Annotated in this window: 19 protein-coding genes; 12 read left to right on the top strand and 7 right to left on the bottom strand. The window is 67.8% G+C overall.

From position 1 onward, the window contains the following. Nucleotides 1–245: 245 nt before the first annotated feature. From crtY to AX692_RS15980, 9 genes are all read left to right on the top strand, one after another. On the top strand, nucleotides 246–1493 hold the full coding sequence (gene crtY / locus AX692_RS16015) for a lycopene beta-cyclase CrtY (RefSeq protein ID WP_073973660.1): 1248 nt from the start codon (nucleotides 246–248) through the stop codon (nucleotides 1491–1493). Next, a complete protein-coding gene (locus AX692_RS16010; RefSeq protein WP_073973661.1) occupies nucleotides 1490–3052 on the top strand; it encodes a phytoene desaturase in 1563 nt (520 codons plus the stop codon). The genes crtY and AX692_RS16010 overlap by 4 nt, the downstream gene beginning before the upstream one ends. Nucleotides 3053–3118: 66 nt before the next feature. After that, nucleotides 3119–3445: a barstar family protein gene (locus tag AX692_RS16005; protein WP_196489984.1), complete on the top strand. Its 327-nt coding sequence runs from the start codon at nucleotides 3119–3121 to the stop codon at nucleotides 3443–3445. Further along, on the top strand, nucleotides 3442–3690 hold the full coding sequence (locus AX692_RS19255) for a CPCC family cysteine-rich protein (protein WP_073973663.1): 249 nt from the start codon (nucleotides 3442–3444) through the stop codon (nucleotides 3688–3690). Before AX692_RS16005 ends, AX692_RS19255 begins: the two co-directional genes overlap by 4 nt. Then, entirely contained in the window at nucleotides 3687–4268 is a 582-nt protein-coding gene (locus AX692_RS16000; protein ID WP_073973664.1) for a TIGR00730 family Rossman fold protein, read from the top strand. Before AX692_RS19255 ends, AX692_RS16000 begins: the two co-directional genes overlap by 4 nt. An 8-nt stretch (nucleotides 4269–4276) precedes the next feature. Beyond that, nucleotides 4277–5242, top strand: coding sequence for a phytoene/squalene synthase family protein (locus tag AX692_RS15995; RefSeq protein ID WP_073973665.1), 966 nt, complete (start codon nucleotides 4277–4279; stop codon nucleotides 5240–5242). Nucleotides 5243–5287: 45 nt separating this feature from the next. Then, nucleotides 5288–5776 (top strand): hypothetical protein, encoded by a 489-nt coding sequence (locus AX692_RS15990; protein WP_073973666.1) that lies wholly within the window; start codon nucleotides 5288–5290, stop codon nucleotides 5774–5776. Further along, a complete protein-coding gene (locus tag AX692_RS15985) occupies nucleotides 5773–7677 on the top strand; it encodes an acetyl/propionyl/methylcrotonyl-CoA carboxylase subunit alpha (protein ID WP_073973667.1) in 1905 nt (634 codons plus the stop codon). The genes AX692_RS15990 and AX692_RS15985 overlap by 4 nt, the downstream gene beginning before the upstream one ends. Before the next feature lie 145 nt (nucleotides 7678–7822). Beyond that, nucleotides 7823–9373 (top strand): acyl-CoA carboxylase subunit beta, encoded by a 1551-nt coding sequence (locus AX692_RS15980; RefSeq protein WP_073977117.1) that lies wholly within the window; start codon nucleotides 7823–7825, stop codon nucleotides 9371–9373. Here the strand turns inward: AX692_RS15980 and AX692_RS15975 are convergent. Further along, the gene (locus AX692_RS15975) at nucleotides 9370–10620 is read right to left on the bottom strand and encodes a multidrug effflux MFS transporter (protein ID WP_073974537.1); all 1251 of its coding nucleotides are present in this window, start codon (nucleotides 10618–10620) and stop codon (nucleotides 9370–9372) included. The two genes, AX692_RS15980 and AX692_RS15975, sit on opposite strands and share 4 nt — an antisense overlap. Before the next feature lie 127 nt (nucleotides 10621–10747). Between AX692_RS15975 and dinB the strand changes: the two genes are divergently transcribed. Then, on the top strand, nucleotides 10748–11878 hold the full coding sequence (gene dinB / locus AX692_RS15970) for a DNA polymerase IV (RefSeq protein ID WP_073974536.1): 1131 nt from the start codon (nucleotides 10748–10750) through the stop codon (nucleotides 11876–11878). A 2-nt stretch (nucleotides 11879–11880) separates the two neighbouring features. Here dinB and AX692_RS15965 read toward each other — a convergent pair whose 3' ends face one another. The 6 genes from AX692_RS15965 to AX692_RS15940 form a co-directional block, all read right to left on the bottom strand. Continuing rightward, complete coding sequence (locus AX692_RS15965) at nucleotides 11881–12354, bottom strand: NUDIX hydrolase (protein WP_073977773.1); 474 nt, start codon at nucleotides 12352–12354, stop codon at nucleotides 11881–11883. Nucleotides 12355–12358: 4 nt separating this feature from the next. After that, nucleotides 12359–12973, bottom strand: coding sequence for a 6-phosphogluconolactonase (locus AX692_RS15960; protein WP_073975427.1), 615 nt, complete (start codon nucleotides 12971–12973; stop codon nucleotides 12359–12361). Between the two features lie 70 nt (nucleotides 12974–13043). Next, nucleotides 13044–13505 (bottom strand): Dps family protein, encoded by a 462-nt coding sequence (locus AX692_RS15955; protein ID WP_073975433.1) that lies wholly within the window; start codon nucleotides 13503–13505, stop codon nucleotides 13044–13046. 117 nt (nucleotides 13506–13622) lie between these two features. Continuing rightward, nucleotides 13623–14186, bottom strand: coding sequence for a hypothetical protein (locus AX692_RS15950; protein ID WP_073975426.1), 564 nt, complete (start codon nucleotides 14184–14186; stop codon nucleotides 13623–13625). A gap of 12 nt (nucleotides 14187–14198) precedes the next feature. Continuing rightward, complete coding sequence (locus AX692_RS15945) at nucleotides 14199–15563, bottom strand: alkaline phosphatase PhoX (protein WP_081095396.1); 1365 nt, start codon at nucleotides 15561–15563, stop codon at nucleotides 14199–14201. A gap of 10 nt (nucleotides 15564–15573) precedes the next feature. Next, the gene (locus AX692_RS15940) at nucleotides 15574–16605 is read right to left on the bottom strand and encodes a phytase (RefSeq protein ID WP_073975425.1); all 1032 of its coding nucleotides are present in this window, start codon (nucleotides 16603–16605) and stop codon (nucleotides 15574–15576) included. Nucleotides 16606–16752: 147 nt separating this feature from the next. Here AX692_RS15940 and AX692_RS15935 point away from each other — a divergent pair, with 147 nt between their 5' ends. Both AX692_RS15935 and AX692_RS15930 read left to right on the top strand, forming a co-directional pair. Further along, a complete protein-coding gene (locus AX692_RS15935) occupies nucleotides 16753–17547 on the top strand; it encodes an SDR family oxidoreductase (protein WP_073975424.1) in 795 nt (264 codons plus the stop codon). A gap of 11 nt (nucleotides 17548–17558) precedes the next feature. Continuing rightward, nucleotides 17559–18632 carry an NAD(P)-dependent alcohol dehydrogenase gene (locus AX692_RS15930; protein WP_073975423.1) on the top strand — a complete coding sequence of 358 codons (1074 nt, stop codon included), beginning with the start codon at nucleotides 17559–17561 and terminating at the stop codon, nucleotides 18630–18632. Nucleotides 18633–18636 lie beyond the last annotated feature (4 nt).

Raw genomic sequence — 18636 nt, 5'->3', positions numbered from 1 at the left:
CATCGGCCTCGGCGGTTTGCGAGGCAAGCGCTGGCGCGGCGCACAGCGCAAGGGCGAGCGTGAGCGGGGCAAGCGCGGGGCGGTTCTTCATGGTGGTTCGATCCTGGAGAGGGGTTTGACCGGCGAAACGCGGGTGTGCTCCAATGTTTCCGCGTAATGTTGCAACATTCCAATCTTCCGGCAATTCCGGCGCGATCCCCGCATTCGATTGCCCATTATCGCCGCCTCGCCTAGGGCATTCACCGATGGTCGATTCAACGCCCGCCAGCCCCGTGCCCGAGGAGTCCGCGCATGACGTGATCATCGTCGGCGGCGGGCTGGCGGGAGGCTTGATCGCGCTGGCGCTCCACCGCCATGCGCCCGAATGCCGCTTCCTCGTGGTCGAGGCCGGGCGCACGCTCGGCGGCCACCACCGCTGGAGCTGGTTCGAGACCGACATTCCCGAACGCGAACGCGCGCTGATGGCGGGCTTCCACCTCAACGGCTGGGACGCGGGCTACGACATCACCTTCCCGCGCCTCACCCGCACCCTGCCGACCGCCTACCGCTCGCTCGCCAGCGCCGAATTCCACCGCGCGCTGACCGAAGAGCTCCCGCCCGAGCGGGTGATGCTGGAGACCAGAGCGGCGGCGCTTGACGCAGCCGGCGTGACGCTGGGGGATGGCACGCGCCTCGCCGCCCGGCGCGTGATCGACTGCCGCCCGTTCAAGACCTCGCAGCACCTCGCGGGCGGCTGGCAGGTATTCCTCGGCCAGCACTTCCGCTGCGAGAAACCCCATGGCCTCACCCGCCCCGTCATCATGGACGCGGGTGTCGATCAGCTCGCCCCCCACGGCAATGGCGAGGCCTACCGCTTCGTCTATGTCCTCCCGCTCAGCGAGGACGAGGTGTTCATCGAGGACACCTATTATGCCGATCAGCCGAAGATGGACGCCGAGGTGCTCAAGGGCCGCGTCGCCGAATATGCCCACCGCAACGGCTGGAAGGGGGAGGTGATCGATCAGGAGGCGGGCATTCTTCCCGTGATCTCGGGCGGGGACTTCGCCGCCGCCACCGCCGAGGTCGCGATCCCCGGCGTCGCGCTGGCAGGCGCGCGCGGGGGCTTCTCGCACCCGCTCACCAGCTACACCCTGCCCTTCGCCGCCAGCAATGCGCTCGCCATCGCGCGGCTGATCGCGCGCCGCCCGGAGCTGAGGGGCGAGGAGCTCGCCGCCTTCTGCGCGCGCCGCGCCCGGCGTCACTGGCGCGCGACCGCCTATTACCGGATGCTCAGCCGCATGCTGTTCGAGGCCGCCGAGCCGGGCAAGCGGGTGGTGGTGTTCGAGCATTTCTACGCGCTGCAAGGCCGACTGGTCGAACGCTTCTACGCAGGGAGATCGACCTGGCCCGATCGGCTGCGCATCCTCACGGGCAAGCCGCCCGTAGCTATCCCGCGCGCCATTCGTGCGCTGTTTTCTTCAGGCAAGCCTTTCAAAACGGAGACCCCGGCATGAACGCCGATGCGAAGCTCAACCTCTCAGGGGCCAAGGGCGTGAACCCCGCGCTCGCGCAGCGCTATGAAGGCCGCACCGCCTGCGTGATCGGCGCCGGTTTCGGCGGCATGGCGCTCGCTATCCGCCTGCAATCGGCCGGGATCGCGACCACCGTGATCGAGAGCCGCGACAAGCCCGGCGGGCGCGCCTATTTCTGGGAGAAGGACGGCTTCACCTTCGATGCCGGGCCGACCGTGATCACCGATCCGCCCTGCCTCAAGGAATTGTGGGAACTGACCGGCCACGACATCGCCGAGGATGTCGAGCTGATGAAGGTCATGCCCTTCTACCGCCTCAACTGGCCCGATGGCACGAATTTCGACTATTCGAACGACGAGGCCAGCCTCAATTCCGAAATCGCCAAGCTCAACCCCGCCGACGTTGCAGGCTATGCGCGCTTCCTCGAATATTCCGAGCGGGTCTACAAGGAAGGCTACCTCAAGCTCGGCACCGTGCCGTTCCTCGATTTCAAGTCGATGCTGAAGGCCGCCCCGGCGCTCATCAAGGAACAGGCGTGGCGCTCGGTCTATTCGATGGTGTCGAGCTATGTCGAACACCCCAAGCTGCGCGAGGCCTTGAGCTTCCACACGCTGCTGGTCGGCGGCAACCCGATGAACACCTCGTCGATCTACGCCCTGATCCACAAGCTGGAGAAGGACGGCGGCGTGTGGTGGGCGCGCGGCGGGACCAACCGGCTGATCGCGGGCATGGTGCGCCATTTCGAGCGCTTGGGCGGCACGATGCGCGTCGGCGATCCGGTGGTGCAGGTGCATACGCTCGGCACGCGCGCGACCGAGGTCGAGACGAAGAGCGGCTTCCGCCAGCGCTTCGATGCGGTGGCGAGCAATGCCGACATCATGCATTCCTACAAGGACCTGCTGTCGGGCTCCGAGCGCGGCAAGCAGATGGCGAAGTCCCTGAACCGCAAGAGCTTCTCGCCCAGCCTCTTCGTGGTGCACTTCGGGCTGGAGGGCACCTGGCCCGGCATCCCGCACCACATGATCCTGTTCGCCAAGCGCTACAAGGGCCTGCTCGACGACATCTACAAGAACGGCGTGGTGCCCGAGGATTTCGCGATCTACCTCCACCACCCGACCGTGACCGATCCGAGCATGGCGCCCGCGGGCAAGAGCACCTTCTACGCGCTCGTGCCGGTGAGCCACATGGGCAAGATGCCGCTCGATTGGGACGAGGTCGGGCCGCGCCTCGAGAAGATGATCCTGGACGAGCTGGAGCGGCGGCTGATCCCCGACATCCACGCGCGGATCGTAACGAAGTTCAGCTATGCCCCCAAGGACTTCAAGGCCGATCTCAACGCCCACATGGGCAGCGCCTTCAGCCTCGAGCCGGTGCTGTGGCAGAGCGCCTGGCTGCGCGGCCACAACCGCGACGACGTGATCGACAACTACTACCTCGTCGGCGCGGGCACGCACCCCGGCGCGGGCATCCCGGGCGTGGTCGGCAGCGCCAAGGCGACCGCGGGGCTGATGCTGGAGGATCTGGCCAAGGTGGGCGCGTGATTATCCTCCCCGGAACGGGGAGGGGGACCATCCCGGACCTGAACCGGGATGGTGGAGGGGCGAGCGATGCTTGTGATTGACGGAGCCGATATCGCCAGCGAAGACGATTTCCACAAGCTCTTCGCCGGGCATCCCGAAGTCCCGGCCTTCTATGGCCGAAATCTCGCGGCTTTGTGGGATGCTATTACCGGCCTCGTCGGGCGCCCGTTTAGCATTGTCTGGTTCAACACGGAACAATCGCAAGCACGAATGGGAGCTGGCTTTGACCGCGTCGTTGGTGTCCTGAAAAGAGCCGAGCAGCGAGACGCCTCGGCGCCGTGGCCTGACCACGAGAAATTTCGTGTTCACCTCTTGACCGGGCCGCTGCAATTGCCATCGGAACCCACATCATGAAACGCGTTGCTTGTCCTTGCTGCGGCTATCTCACGTTGGAGGACGGAGCCAATTATGAGATCTGCGCGGTTTGCTTCTGGGAAGACGACGGGCGAGGCGATGATGAAGCGGACGAGGTTCGGGGCGGCCCGAACTACGATTTGAGCCTCACGCAAGCTCGCAAGAACTTCGCAGAGTTTGGCGCGACAGAACGCAGATTTCTAGAGCACGTAAGAATGCCGAAACTGGAAGAAATGCCCGAATGAAACGTCTCGCTGTCTATTGCGGCTCGGCCTCGCCCGAGGATCCGCGTTATGTGCAACTCGCCTATGATGTCGGCGCGGAATTGGCCGCGCGCGGGATCGGGCTGGTCTATGGCGGGGGCAAGCTCGGGCTGATGGGCGCGGTTGCGCGCGGGGCCAAGGAGAACGGCGGCGAGGTGATCGGCATCATCCCCGAAGCCCTCGTGCGCGCCGAAGTTGCCAACCACGATTGCGACGAGCTCGTCACCGTCTCCGGGATGCACGAGCGCAAGCAGCGCTTCACCGACCTCTCCGACGGCTTCGTCACCCTCCCCGGCGGGGTCGGCACGATGGACGAGCTGTGGGAGGCGATCAGCTGGTCGCAGCTGGGCTATCATTCCGATCCCGTGGGGGTGCTCAACGCCTTCGGCTTCTACGATCACCTCCTCGCCTTCAACGCCAAGATGGCCGAAGTCGGCTTCGTGCGGCCCGCGCACCAGAACATCCTGATCGCGGCCGAAACCATCGGCGAGCTGCTCGCCAAGATGGCGGCCTATCAGCCCCACACCCCGATCTTCCGCATGAAGGCCGAGGAGCTGTAGGCTTCGCGATGGCGGTCGATGCAGCCACCCGCGCCGCGCTGGTCGAGCATGCGCGGCTGACGATCAAGCACGGCTCGCAGAGCTTCTCGGCGGCCGCGCGGCTGTTCGACAGGGAGACGCGCGAGCGGGCGTGGCTGCTCTATGCCTGGTGCCGCCGGGCCGACGACATCGCCGACAATCAGGAGCTGGGCGGGGAACTTGGCGATCAGTCGGACCTTGCGGACCGCCTCGCGCTGATTCGCCGCCTGACCGCGCTGGCGTTCGACGGCCAGCCCACCGGCGATCCGGCCTTCGACGCGCTCGGGGTGGTGGCGAGCGAGGTTGGCCTCACCCCGCAGATGGCCGAGGACGTGATCGCCGGCTTCCAACTGGACGCCGAGGACTGGCGCCCGCGCACCGAGGCGGACATGCTGCGCTACTGCTACCATGTCGCGGGCGCTGTCGGCGTGATGATGGCGGTGGTGATGGGGGTCGATCCGCGCGACCAGGAAACGCTCGACCGGGCGAACGACCTCGGCCTTGCCTTCCAGCTCTCCAACATCGCCCGCGACATCGTCGAGGATGATGCGGCGGGGCGCTGCTATCTCCCCATAGAATGGCTGGTCGAACAGGACATCGAGCCCGGCCAGCACACCAAGCCGCACCACCGCAAGGAACTGGCCGAAATGGCCGCGCGGCTGGTCGCGCTGGTCGAAAAGCACGAGGCGGCGGCGCGGGTGGGAGCGGCCAAGCTCCCCTTCCGCAGCCGCTGGGCGGTGCTCTCGGCGGCGCGGATCTACGGCGCGATCGGGAGGAAGGTGCGCGCGCGGGGGGTGGAGGCGTGGAACAGCCGCACCTATGTGCCGCGGGGCGAAAAGGCGCTCTACGGCGTGCGCGCGTTTCTCTCGGCGGTGCTCAACCGCGAGAAGGTGCCCGCGGGCGGGATCCATTGGGGGATCGCCGACTACCGCCCCGCCGCCGCGCCCCGGGGCTGATGCGAAGCGGTTTCCTTTGCCGCGCAGCCGGGCTAATCCGGCGGCATGAAAGCCTACCTCGCAACCGCCGCCCTCCTCTCCGCCGCGCCGCTCGCAGCTCAGGCACCGTCCCCCGAGCAGGCCGAAGCGATCGCCGCCGCCGACGCCTTCTTCGCCGCGCTGCGCAGCGAGGACAAGACCGCGCTCGCCCGGGTGATGGACCCCGAGGGGCTGATCTACGTCCACAACCGCATGGACCCGGCCGCGCCCAAGGTGAACGTGCTGCCCGTCGCCAGGCACCTCGAGAACTGGCTGAAGTCCCCGCCCGGGCTCGACGAGGCGATGCGCTATGATCACGTGCTGGTGGATGGCGACATGGCGCAGGTGTGGGGCCCGTATCGCTTCACCGTGGGCGGCAAGACCAGCCATTGCGGGATCAATTCGATGAGCCTCGTCCGCCGCGCCGAGGGCTGGCGGGTCGCCAACACCAGCTTCACGATGGTCCCGCCCGATCAATGCGCAGCGCTCGGCGCGCCGGAGGTGCCCGAGCGATGATCCGGAAACTCCTGATCGCCAACCGCGGCGAGATCGCCTGCCGGATCATGCGCACCGCGCGCGCCATTGGCGTGGCGACCGTCGCGGTCTATTCCGATGCGGATGCCAAGGCGCTGCATGTGCGGAGCGCCGACGAGGCGGTGCATATCGGCCCCTCGCCCGCTGCCGAAAGCTATCTGGTGGGCGCGAAGATCATCGCGGCGGCCAAGCAGACCGGGGCGGATGCGGTGCACCCCGGCTATGGGTTCCTCTCCGAGAATGCCGACTTTGCGCAGGCCGTGCTGGAAGCTGGGCTGATCTGGGTCGGCCCCAAGCCTGCCAGCATCCGCGCGATGGGCCTCAAGGACGCGGCCAAGCAGCTGATGCGCGCCGCCGGCGTGCCGGTGACGCCGGGCTATGACGGCGCGGACCAGTCGGTCGAGCGGCTCACCAAGGAGGCCGAGGCGATCGGTTATCCCGTGCTCATCAAGGCGGTCGCCGGCGGCGGCGGCAAGGGGATGCGCAAGGTCGACGCGCCGGCGGACTTCGCCGCCGCGCTGGAAAGCTGCCGCCGCGAGGCCAAGGCCAGCTTCGGCAATGATGAAGTGCTGCTGGAGAAGTGGATCACCTCGCCCCGCCATATCGAGGTGCAGGTGTTCGGCGACGCCCACGGCAACGTCGTCCACCTGTTCGAGCGCGACTGCTCGCTCCAGCGCCGCCACCAGAAGGTGATCGAGGAAGCCCCCGCCCCCGGCATGGACGAGGCCACCCGCGAGGCGATCTGCGCCGCCGCCGTGCGCGCCGCCAAGGCGGTCGATTACGAGGGCGCAGGCACGATCGAGTTCATCGCCGATGCCAGCGAAGGCCTGCGCGCCGACCGCATCTTCTTCATGGAGATGAACACCCGGCTTCAGGTGGAGCATCCGGTTACCGAGGAGATCACCGGGGTCGATCTGGTCGAATGGCAATTGCGCGTGGCGAGCGGCGAGCCGTTGCCGCTCGCCCAAGAGGAGCTGTCGATCAACGGCCACGCGATTGAGGCGCGGCTCTATGCGGAGGACCCGGCCAAGGGGTTCTTGCCTAGCCCCGGCAGGATCGATGATCTTTACCTCGACGACCGTGCCCGGATCGAGACTGGCGTCGAAGAGGGAGACACTGTGAGCCCCTTCTATGACCCGATGATCGCGAAAATCGTCGCGCATGGCTCAAATCGACCAGAGGCAATCGAGTCGCTGATGCAGGCGCTGAACAACAGCTTTGTTGCACCGCTGCATACCAATCAGGGCTTCCTGTATGAATGCCTCGATCAGCCAGCATTTCGCGGTGCCGACTTGGACACCGGGCTTATTGAACGCGCAGGCGAAGCATTGATCCCAGCGGCACACCCAAGCGCTGCTGTCATCGACGCAGCAGCGCGGGATTTTCGCCGTGATCATCTTGATTGGGGGGGGAGCTTTCTCAATGACATACGCCACAGCTTGTTCGGCTTCCGGCTCAATCGGCCGGCAACGGAGTCCGTTCGGCTGCATTTCGCAGGAGAAGCGCTTCACGGAAGCAGCGTTGGCCATCAGGGGGCGCGCGGCATCCCCACCACGATGACGCCCGAGGGGGACATTTTCGTCACCGACCGGGGGCAGACCTACCATTTTACCGTCCGAGGACCAGACGGCACCGGCCAAGCCTCCGCCGCAGACGGCGCAATCATCGCGCCGATGCCGGGCAAGGTCATCGCGGTCGATGTTAGCGAAGGCCAGTCCGTCACCGCCGGGCAGCGGCTGATGGTGCTCGAGGCGATGAAGATGGAACACGCCCTCACCGCGCCCTTCGACGGGGTGGTCGAGGGGCTGAGCGTCAGCGCGGGCGGGCAGGTGCAGGTTGAGGCGGTGTTGGTGAAGGTGGTGCCTGCGGAGAAAGTGGCGTGATCTCCCCCTCCTCTTCAGAGGAGGGGCAGCGAGACTTGGCGGCTTGCCGCCTAGTCGCAGTGGGGTGGTGCCTGCGGCACGCGCGACGCTGGCGCGGCGCGCAACCACCCCCAACCCCCTCCTTTGAAAAGGAGGGGGCTATAGGATGACCTGGGCCAAGGAACTCGAGGAACTGCGCGCGCGCGAAGCGCTCGCCGAGCAGATGGGCGGCGCGGACAAGGTTGCGCGGCAGCACGGGCGCGGCAAGATGGACGCTCGCGCGCGGCTGGCGGCGCTGTGCGACGAAGGCTCCTTCCGCGAGATCGGCAAGATCGCGGGTAGCGCGAAGTATGACGCCAATGGCGACCTCGCCAGCGTCACCCCCGCCCCCTTCCTGTTCGGCAAGGCGCTGATCAACGGCCGCCCGGTGGTCGCCACCGCCGACGATTTCACCATCCGCGGCGGGGCGGCGGACGCGGGGATCGCGCGCAAGATGGTGCAGGCCGAGATGATGGCGCACCAGCTGAAGCTCCCGATCATCCGCATGATCGACGGGACGGGCGGCGGCGGCTCGGTCAAGACGCTCGAACAGATCGGCGCAACCTATATCCCCGCGGTGCCCGGCTGGGGCGATGTGGTGACCAACCTCGATACCGTGCCGGTGGTGGCTCTCGCGCTCGGCCCCACGGCGGGCCTCGGCGCGGCGCGGACCGTGGCGAGCCACTATTCGATCATGGTCAAGGGCCTCAGCCAGATTTTTGCGGCGGGGCCTGCGGTGGTCGATGGCTTGGGCGAGGCCTACAAGGGCGGCGCGGCCAATCATGAGGAGGCCAAGGAGGCGCTCGGCGGCTCGGCGATCCACACCCGCAACGGCGTGGTCGATGACGAGGTGGCGAGCGAGGCCGAAGCCTTCGCCCGCGCGCGGCATTTCCTCGGCTTCATGCCCGAATTTGTCGGCCAGCCCGCCCGCCGCATCGAGACGGGCGACCCTGTCGACCGGCGCGAGGAGGCGCTGCTCAACCTCGTCCCGCGCGAGGAGAAGCAGGTCTATTCGATGCGCCGCTGCCTCGATCATGTCTTCGACCAAGGCACCGTCTTCGAGATCGGCCGCCACTGGGGCCGCGCCGCGATCACCGCCTTTGCGCGGCTCGATGGCTGGCCGGTCTGCGTCATCGCCAGCGATCCCAGCTACCTCGGCGGATCGTGGGAGGCCAAGACCTCCGAGAAGGTCGAACGCTTCGTCCGCCTCGCCGACCAGTTCCGCCTGCCCATCGTCCACTTGGTCGACAACCCCGGCTTCATGATCGGGCGCGAGGCGGAGATGGCGGGGACGATCCGCTACGGCGTCAATACGATGAACGCGATCTACCGCGCTACGGTGCCGCTCGCCAGCGTGGTGCTGCGCCGCGCCTATGGCATCGCGGGGAGCGCGATGAGCAATGCCGAGCGGTATCAATACCGCTATTGCTGGCCGAGCGGCGACTGGGGGAGCCTGCCGATCGCGGGCGGGCTGGAGGTGGCTTACAAGGCGGAGCTGGAAGCCTCCGATGATCCGGCCGCGCTGCTGGAGGAAATCCGCGCAAGGCTGGCCAAGGTCACCTCGCCGTTCCGCTCAGCCGAGCGCTTCAACGTCGAGGACATCATCGACCCGCGCGACACGCGGCCCTTGCTGTGCGAGTTCGCGGGGCTGGCGTGGCGCAGGCTTGGCGCGGACTAGTCTCCACCCATCTCCGCATCGGACGGGCCGAACAGCCGCCCCTTCTCGCTCCACAGCACCAGCGCGAGGCAGGCGAGACCGCTCGCCAGCAGCGCCAGCGCCAGCGGCCGCGCGGTGCCGTCATAGGCATAGCCGATCGCCCCGCCGAGCAGCGCCGCCATGGTCATCCGCACGAAGCCGTGCGCCGAGCTCGCTGCGCCCGCGATGTTGAAGAAGGGGTTCATCGCAATCGCGCCGAAATTGCTGCCGATGAAGCCGAGCAGGGCCATGTTGATCGCCATCAGCGGGACGAAGTGCCACAGCTCCTCGCCCGGCTGGAAGGCGAACATGACCTGCACCGCGCTCACCAGAATGAAAGCGAACAGCGCGGCGTGGCTCACCCGGCGCGCGCCGAAACGCTCGACGATCCGCGAGTTGGACCAGCTGGCGAGTGCCATCGATCCGGCGCAGATCGCGAAGACCAGCGGGAAGATCTCGCCCGCGCCGAAGGTGTTGGTGATCAGCTGCTGCGAGGAATTGATGAAGCCGAACAAGGCGCCGAACACCAGCGCCGAGCCGATGACATAGCCCGCGACGCTCGGCAGGACCAGCGCGCGGCCCATGTTGGCGGCGATGGTGCGCACCGCGATCGGCTGGCGGTTCTCCTCGGTGAGGCTCTCGGGCAGGCGCACGAACACCCACAGGCTCATCACCACGCCCAGCACCGCCATCGCGCCGAAGATCGCGCGCCAGCTGCCGAAGCCCTGGAGGATGCCCTCGCCGATGGTGGGGGCGATGGCGGGGACCATCAGGAAGATCACGAAGATGAGGCTCATCATCCGCGCCATCTTGTCGCCGCCGACGCGGTCGCGGATGATCGCCGGGGGCAGCGCGACGATGCCGGCGGCGAAGAAGCCCTGCGCAGCGCGCACCGCGATCAGCATGTCGTAGGTCGGCGCCAGCGCGCTCAGAACGGAAAGCACGATATAGACCGCGACCGAGCCGAGCAGGATCGGCCGCCGTCCGAAGCGGTCGGCCAGCACCCCCGGCACCAGCGAGCCGAGCCCGGCGGTCAAGAGGTAGACCCCGATCACGAACTGCCGGTCATTGCCGCTCACCGACAGGTCGGCGGCAAGCGCATTCAATGCGGGCAGGATCGCGTCGATGCCGAAGGCGTTCAGCGCCATCAGCATCGCCATCATCCACAGGAGCTCGGTCTCTCCGAGGCTTCTTGCGGCAGGCGCGGAAGGGGCGAGCGAGGTGGCCATCGCGGGGCCCTTGCCCACAGGTTCGCCGGAAGACCACTGTTCTTTTCGCATGTGCACAAAATGGCAGGTGGAGTGAATTGTTCCAGCAACAGTTCCTTGATTGCGGCGAAGCTTCTATTTGCAAGGCATGACCGGGACGGCTCCGTCAGACGAGGATGATGGCGCGCGCGCGGGCGAGCTCGGCCTGCGCAAGATCATCCACGTCGACATGGATGCCTTCTTCGCCAGCGTCGAACAGCGCGACAATCCTGAGCTCAAGGGCAAGCCGGTCGCCGTGGGAGGCGCAGGCGGACGCGGGGTGGTGGCGGCGGCGAGCTACGAAGCGCGCAAGTTCGGAGTGCGCAGCGCCATGCCCTCGGTCACCGCCCAGCGCCTGTGCCCCGATCTCATCTTCGTGCGCCCGCGCTTCGATGCCTACAAGGAAGCTAGCCGCCAGATCCGCCGGGTGTTCGAGCACTACACCGCGGTGATCGAGCCGCTCAGCCTCGACGAGGCCTATCTCGATGTCACCGACGACCGCTTGGGGATCGGCAGCGCGACCCGCATCGCCGAGCTGATCCGGCAGGAAATCCGCGCCAAGACTCGGCTGACCGCGAGCGCGGGGGTGAGCTACAACAAGTTCCTCGCCAAGCTTGCGAGCGACCAGAACAAGCCCGATGGCCTGTGCGTGATCCGCCCGGGCGAAGGCGCGCAGTTCGTCGCGGGGCTACCGATCCGGCGATTCCACGGCGTTGGCCCCAAGGCCGAGGAAAAGATGCAGAAGCTCGGCATCGCGACCGGCGCGGATCTGGCAGGCAAGGACATCGCCTTCCTGCGCCAGCATTTCGGCAGCATGGCCGATTACCTGTTCCGCGCGGCGCGGGGCATCGACCTGCGCCCCGTCGCCGCGCACCGCATCCGCAAGTCGGTCGGCGGGGAGCGGACCTTCTCGCAGGACATCGGCAGCGGCGCGGCGCTGCGCGACACGCTCGAGACCATCATCGATATCGTGTGGGAGCGGATCGAGGCGGCCGAGGCGCGCGGTCGGACGGTGACGCTCAAGCTGAAGTTCACCGACTTCCAGATCATGACCCGCGCGACCTCGCAACCCGAATATGTCGGCGGCAAGGCGGAGTTCGGCAGGCTAGCCCGCGCGCTGCTGGAAGCGGAGCTACCCTTGCGCGGTCCGATCCGGCTGATGGGGCTGACGCTCTCGGGGCTGGAGGGGGCGGAGGACGAAAAAGCGCCAAGGGACGAGGCGCAGCTCAAGTTGCTGTAGGCCTACCCCACCCCGCGCCCCCGCCACACCGCGATCCGCCTGCGGGTGGTCTCGCCGAGCGGTTCGGGGAGCGAGTGGGAGGGGAAAAAACGCGCCTCGGTCACCTCGCGGCGGTCGGGCTGGGGCTGGCGGTCGCACACGCCGGTGAAGATATGCGCGGTGTGGGGCGAGCCCGAGAGCTCCTCCACGAGCGTGCCGACCGGCTCGAGCCGCGCGAGCTCGACCCCCAGCTCCTCGCGCACCTCGCGGCGCGCGGCAGCGAGCGGGTCTTCGCGCGCGCCGAACCCGCCGCCCGGCAGGCTCCACACCTGCGGGCCATAGGAGTGCTTGAGCAGCAACACGTCGCCCGCCAGGTTGGTGACGATCACGCTCACCCCGTTGATGGGAGCCTTGCGCCACCGCCGCCAGCGGTGCCTGAGCGCATGCGCCAGCGGCAGCAGCGAGCGGTGGAGCGAGGCGGGAAGGAGTTTCGGCATCGGTTCAGGCGAAGACCGTGACGGGAATGCCGCGCGCCCGTGCGGCTGCGAGCAGACGGGCGACGGGCAGGTCATGCTCGCCCCGCGCCGCTGCCTCGAACACCGCGCGCTTGTCCGCCGCTCCGCCGAGCGTGAACAGGATCGCGTCGGTCGCCACCAGTGCCGGGATCGTCAGGGTGATCCGGTCGAAGGGCGCATGGGCGGGAAGCGGGTCGGGGGTGAGACGGCGCACGGCGAGCGGGTCGTCCACCTGGGGATCGGTGTTCGGGAACAGCGAGGCGATGTGCCCGTCCGGCCCCATGCCGAGCCACGTCAGCGCGAAATGGGGCGGCGCCGCGTCTTCGGCGAGCGGCACGATCCGCGCGCCCTCCGGCTCGAGCAGCGCGCGCAGCTTGCCGGTGTTCGAGGCCTCGTGATCCTCGGGGACGATGCGGTCGTCGTTGGGCCAGACCGCGCGATCCTTCCAGGTCACGCCCCCCTGATCGATCGCGGCGCGGATGATCGGGAACGGGGTCGATCCGCCCGGCAGCGTCACCGCGCCGACTTCGCCCAGCGCGCGGGCGAGCCAGGCGGCGATGAACACTTGGCTTGCGCCGTCATGGATCGTGATGTCACCCATGCCGTCCTGATAGCAAAAGGGCCGCCCCCGGCAACAGGGGCGGCCCTTCCTTTCCCGTACTATGCGCAGCTTATGCGAGCAGCGACTTCAGGAACCACACGCGCTCCTCGGCCATGTCGGTCCAGTCGTCGAGCAGGCCGTCGGTGGCATTGTCGCCCGCCTGTTCGGTCAGGTCCTTCATCGCCTTCATGCGCGCGACGACCTTCTCGTTGTCGGCGGCGAGTTCGGCGATCATGTCCTCGGCCTTGAGGCTGGTGCTGTCCTGATCCTTGATCTGCGTCGCACCCGCCATCGCACCCAGCGAGGTCAGCGTGTCGGCATCGAGCTTGCGCACGCGCTCGGCAATCGCGTCGATCTGGCCCTGCACCGCGCCGGCCTGGGCATCGAACAGCAGGTGCAGGTCATGGAAGCGCGGGCCCTTGACGTGCCAGTGGAAATTCTTGGTCTTGATGTAGAGCGCGAAGTGATCGGCGAGCAGCCCGTTGAGTTCGGCCACCAGCGCGGTCTTCGAATTGGTCTTGGTGTCGGCCATGAGGTTCTCCTTGGGTTCGCGTGCGATAGGCGGGGCGGCTTCTATATAGGTGCTTACCCACCGCACGAACATGGATCAGGGTGCGGTAAACTTGGGAAGGGTGATCGGCGCAGGCGATCAGTATGCGGCGAAGCGGGCGTTCAGGCCGATGAAGAGCGCCGCGAGGGCGAGAGCGATCGCGAGCGTGACGCGGATCGCGCGCAGCGGCCAGCGCGCGAGCATCACGGCTCCCGCCGCCCAGCCGAGCGTCACGGCAGCTGCCCCGCCCAGGGCTCCGCCGAGGCCTGCAGTCACCGGCCACACCGTCCACGCCGCCAGCGCGAAGACCGCAAAGCGCGCGCCGTCGCCGATCTGGCGGGCGAGGAGCACGATGCCCAATGCCGCGAGCGAGCGGGTCGGCTCGGCGGGGGGCTTGAGGCGCACCGGCAGTGCCAGCTCGGCTGCGGCGAGCGCGAGCGCGAAGACGACCAGCATCTGCGCGGCGCGGCGCGGCAGCAGGGCAGCGAACTCCGCGCCGATCCAGGCCATCGCCGCAGCGCTCAGGCAGGCGCAGGCGAGCGCCACCGCGAGGAGCTGCGCGCTCTGGCCGAGGGTGCTCGCCCACTGCGCCACCATCAGCTGATCGCGCCCGCCCGTGGCGAGCGCCGCGACCAGCAGCAGGGCGATCAGGAACCCGTCCACCCTAGCTGCGGATCACGCGGCCCAGGGCCCCGTGATCGCCAGCGTCGCGGTCGGATCGTAGGCGTTGACGAACAGCACCTTGCCATCGGGCGAGAAGCACGCGCCCGCCAGCTCGGTCTGGGCGTGGAGCCGGGCGAGATTGTAGGCGCGGCCATCGGGGGTGATGCCGCGGATATGGTTGTCGACCACGGCGGTATATTGGTCCTCGCACACGATCAGGTGACCATTGGGGGCGACGGTGAGGTTGTCGCCGTAGTTGAACTGGTCGGTGCTCTCGCTCTCGAAGAACAGCTCGACCATGTCGGGCTCGCCGGCGCCGCCGACGGTGAGCTTGAGGATCTGCCCCAATTGCTTCGCGCCCCCGCTGGTGCAGCAGGCGAAGACTTCGGACTGCCCGCGCTTCACGCCCATGTGCAGCCCCTCCCCGCGCGCGACCAGCGCCGCGCCCCTGGCGGCGGCGCGCTGGCGCAGGTCGTCCTTGGGGGCCTCGACATCGTCGAGATCGACCCACGACACGCGGTATGGCCTGCCCACCGCCATGGCGGGGGACGTCCAGTTGCGGGTGTCGGCCAGCCCCTCGACCACCATCGCCTGCAAGCGGCCCCCTTCGGCGAGGCGGCCGGGCGTCTTGGGAAGGAAGCGGTAGAGCACCGAATCGTCGCGGTCCTCGGTCAGGTAGACGATGCCGGTCGCCGGATCGACCACGGCGGCCTCGTGGTTGAAGCGGCCCATCGCGGTCAGCGGCACGGCATCGACCAACCCGCGCGCCGAGGCGGGGACTTCGAACACCCAGCCATGGCTGCGCTCGAGCCCCTCGCCATAGGGCTGGCCCGGGCCGGTGGGCGCTTCCTCGCAGGTCAGCCAGCTGCCCCACGGCGTCACCCCGCCCGAACAGTTGCGGATCGTGCCGCCGAGGCTGCGGAACTGGCGCTTGACTTGCAGGCTCGCGGCATCGAGCACGATGGTGGTGGTGCCGCCGGGGACGAAGGCGCCGTCCTTCTTGCCGAAGCCCTTGGCGATCGGCCCGCCCGCGTCGTGCCTGGGCTGGAGCTCGTGGTTGCGCACCAGCGCAATCTCTCCGTTGCCGAGATCGAAGCAGCCCATGCCGTCTGCCCGGTCGGGCACGGTGCCGCCATCGTCCATCGCATCGCCGAGGCGGGAGATGACGCGGTAGGAGAAGCCTTGCGGAAGATCGAGGAACCCCGCCGGATCGGGCTGCAAGGCACCGTATCCGGCAAAGCCGTTGCCGCTCGCCACCTTCGCGCCGCTGCCGCCCGCCCCGCGGCTCATGCAGCCGCTCGCGGCGAGCGCGGCGAAGGCGGTGGCGGTGGCGCCGAGGAAGCGGCGGCGGTCGGGCGTCAGGATCGGCTGGGTCATGCCGCGCGAGTTACTTGCGCTCGCCAAGGGCAGCAAGCACTTCGTCCCAGCGGGCATATTTGAAATTCTGCGCACGCGGCGCGTTCATGCCGTCCTGCGCGATGAACAGCCCGCCGGGGAAGTCCGGACCGAAGGCGCGGTTGTCGAGCTCGATCCCGTCGGTCTCCTCGACGCTGCCGAATGCGCCCGCCGCGATGCGGAAGCGCCCAACCGGGGTCACGCCCGGCAGGCGGAACACGGCATAGGCATTGTCGCCCTGCGAAGAGGCGACAAGGTAGCCTCCGTCCTTGCCTTCCGGCGCGATGGCGAGGCCCTCGACATCGGCGACCAGCATCTTGTTGTCGACCGGCGCGACCATGCGCTTGGCGCCGGTGGCGATGTCGATCGCCCAGATCCCGGCGTCCTCCTCGCCGATATAGAGCGTGTTCGTGCGAAGGTCGGCGACGCAGCCCTCGGTCTGGGTCGGGACGGTGGCGACGGTGCGCACCGATCCAATGGGAACGCCAAGGCCGAAGCTGTTCTCGTAGATCAAGCCGCCCTTGGTCGCGGTGTAGACCTTGACTCGCCCGTCGGCAGCGAGCGCGCCGAAGCAGATGCCGTAGGCCTCGCCCGGCCCGACCGGCTGGCGTCCAAGAAAGCGCAGCGTCCCTGTGGCGGTGTCGAGCAGCGAGAGGTGTATGGACGCGGTGGCAAGGTCGCTGCGGTCGCTGGCGGCCACCAGCACCCGGCCATCGGGAAGCTCGACAAGATCGACATTGTTTAGACCCGGCGCAGGCAGAAAGCTCTTCTGCGCGCCCATCAGGTCATAGACATAGAGCCCGCCCTTCTTGTCGGTGCCGACCACCAGGCTCGCAGCGGGGTTGGCCGCATTGCGCCAGATCGCCGGGTCGTCGGCGGCATCCTCGCGCACGGTGCCGACCGGCGGGGTCTCGGCGGTGGCAGTGACGGTGACGGCGGGGTCGCCCATGATCGCCGGAACGGTGGCGCACGCGCCTGCAATGCCCAGCGACAGGAGCGCGAAGCCGTGGAACGGTCGGATCATGATGGAAGTCCCCTCGGTAAATCTGCGCCGCTCGCTAGAGCTGTTTCGTGACAATCAGACGACCGCCAAAGTGTGCATTTGAACAGCTAGCGAAGCGGGCGCGAAACGCCTAGCCACAGGCAAAACACATCAAGGGAGAGACAGGCGATGAAACTCGAACCGGGCATGGCCGTGGTCGTCACCGGGGGCGCGAGCGGGCTGGGCAAGGCGAGCGCGCAAGGCTTTGCCGATGCGGGGCTGAAGGTCGCGATCTTCGACATCAACGACGAAGCAGGCGAGGCCCATGCGGCGGCGATCGGCGGCACCTTCCACCATGTCGACATCATGGACGAGGCCAGCGTCGAGGCAGGCTTCGCCGCCGCGCGCGCCGCGCATGGGCAGGAGCGCGTGACGCTCCACTACGCGATGACCAGCAGACGCGGCAAGACGCTCGGGTGGGACAAGGAGAGCGGCCAGTACAAGCGCCTCCCGACCGAGGACTATGCCTTCGGGGCCGAGGGCATCCTCGTCGCCAGCTACCGCGTCGCGAGCATCTCGGCGCTCGGGATGGCCAATGCCGATCCGGTCAATGACGACGGCGAGCGCGGCTGCATCATCCTCACCGCCAGCGTCGCCGCGCAGGACGGGCAGATCGGGCAAGTGATCTACGGCAGCTGCAAGGCGGGGGTGAACGGCCTCGTCCTGCCGATGGCGCGTGACCTGATGGACTTGGGCATCCGCGTGAACTCGGTCATGCCGGGGATCTTCGCCACCCCGCTGATGCTGGGGATGAAGGACAGGAACCCGCCGATGTGGGCGCAATTGAACGCCAGCGTCCCCTTCCCCAAGCGCCTCGGCGAGCCGGAGGAGTTTGCCTCGCTTGTGTTGGAGATCGCCCGCAACAGCTACATTAACGGTCACCAATTCCGTTTGGACGGGGCCATCCGCATGCCGCCGAGATAAGGAACACGATCATGGCCACTGCAACCAACGAATACCCCACCAGGGCCTATGGCGCGACCGCGCCCGATAGCGGGGTCGGCCCGATGCAGATCACTCGCCGCGGTCTGCGCCATGACGACGTGCTGATCGAGATCAGCCACTGCGGCATCTGCCATTCGGACCTGCACTCGGCGAGGAACGACTGGGGTTTCACCACCTATCCGATCGTGCCGGGCCACGAGATCGTCGGCACCGTCACCGCGATCGGCGAGAGCGTCACCCGCCACAAGATCGGCGACCGGGTGGCGATCGGTTGCATGGTCGATTCCTGCCTCGAATGTGCGCATTGCGAGGCGGACCTCGAGCAATATTGCCTCAACGGCGGCAACACCGGCACCTACAACGGCAAGGACCGGCGCGACGGCTCGCTGACCTTCGGCGGCTATTCCGAACGGATCGTTTGCCGGGAAGAGTTCGTGCTCAAGGTGCCCGAAGGCATGCCGATGGCCGAGGCCGCGCCGCTGCTGTGCGCCGGGATCACCTCCTACTCGCCGCTGCGCACGTGGAAGGTCGGCCCCGGCAGCAAGGTCGCGGTCGCGGGGCTCGGCGGGCTCGGGCACATGGGGGTCAAGCTCGCCGCGGCAATGGGCGCCGAGGTGACCGTGCTCTCGCGCAGCGAAAGCAAGCGCGCCGATGCCGAGAAGCTGGGCGCCCACGCCTTCCTCAACACCGAGGACAAGGCCGCGATGAAGGCCAGGCGCGGCTATTTCGACATGGTTCTGAACACCATCCCGGTGCGTCACGATGTCGTGCCCTATCTCCACCTTCTCAGGATCGACGGGGTGCAGGTGCTGGTCGGGCTGATCGGGCCGATGCCGGAAATCCACACCGGGGTGCTGCTGGGCCGCAAGGTGCTGACCGGCAGCGGCATCGGCGGCCTCGCCGAGACGCAGGAGATGCTCGATTTCTGCGCCGAGAAGGGCATTCTCCCCGATATCGAGGTCATCCGGATGCAGGACATCCAGACCGCCTACGACCGGATGGAGGCAAGCGACATCAAGTACCGCTTCGTGATCGACATGGCATCCCTGCGCGAAGGCGCCTGACGCG

The sequence above is a fragment of the Erythrobacter donghaensis genome (genome assembly GCF_001557325.1).
Taxonomy (GTDB): domain Bacteria; phylum Pseudomonadota; class Alphaproteobacteria; order Sphingomonadales; family Sphingomonadaceae; genus Erythrobacter; species Erythrobacter donghaensis_B.
This window is presented reverse-complemented; position numbering and strand designations above follow the sequence as displayed.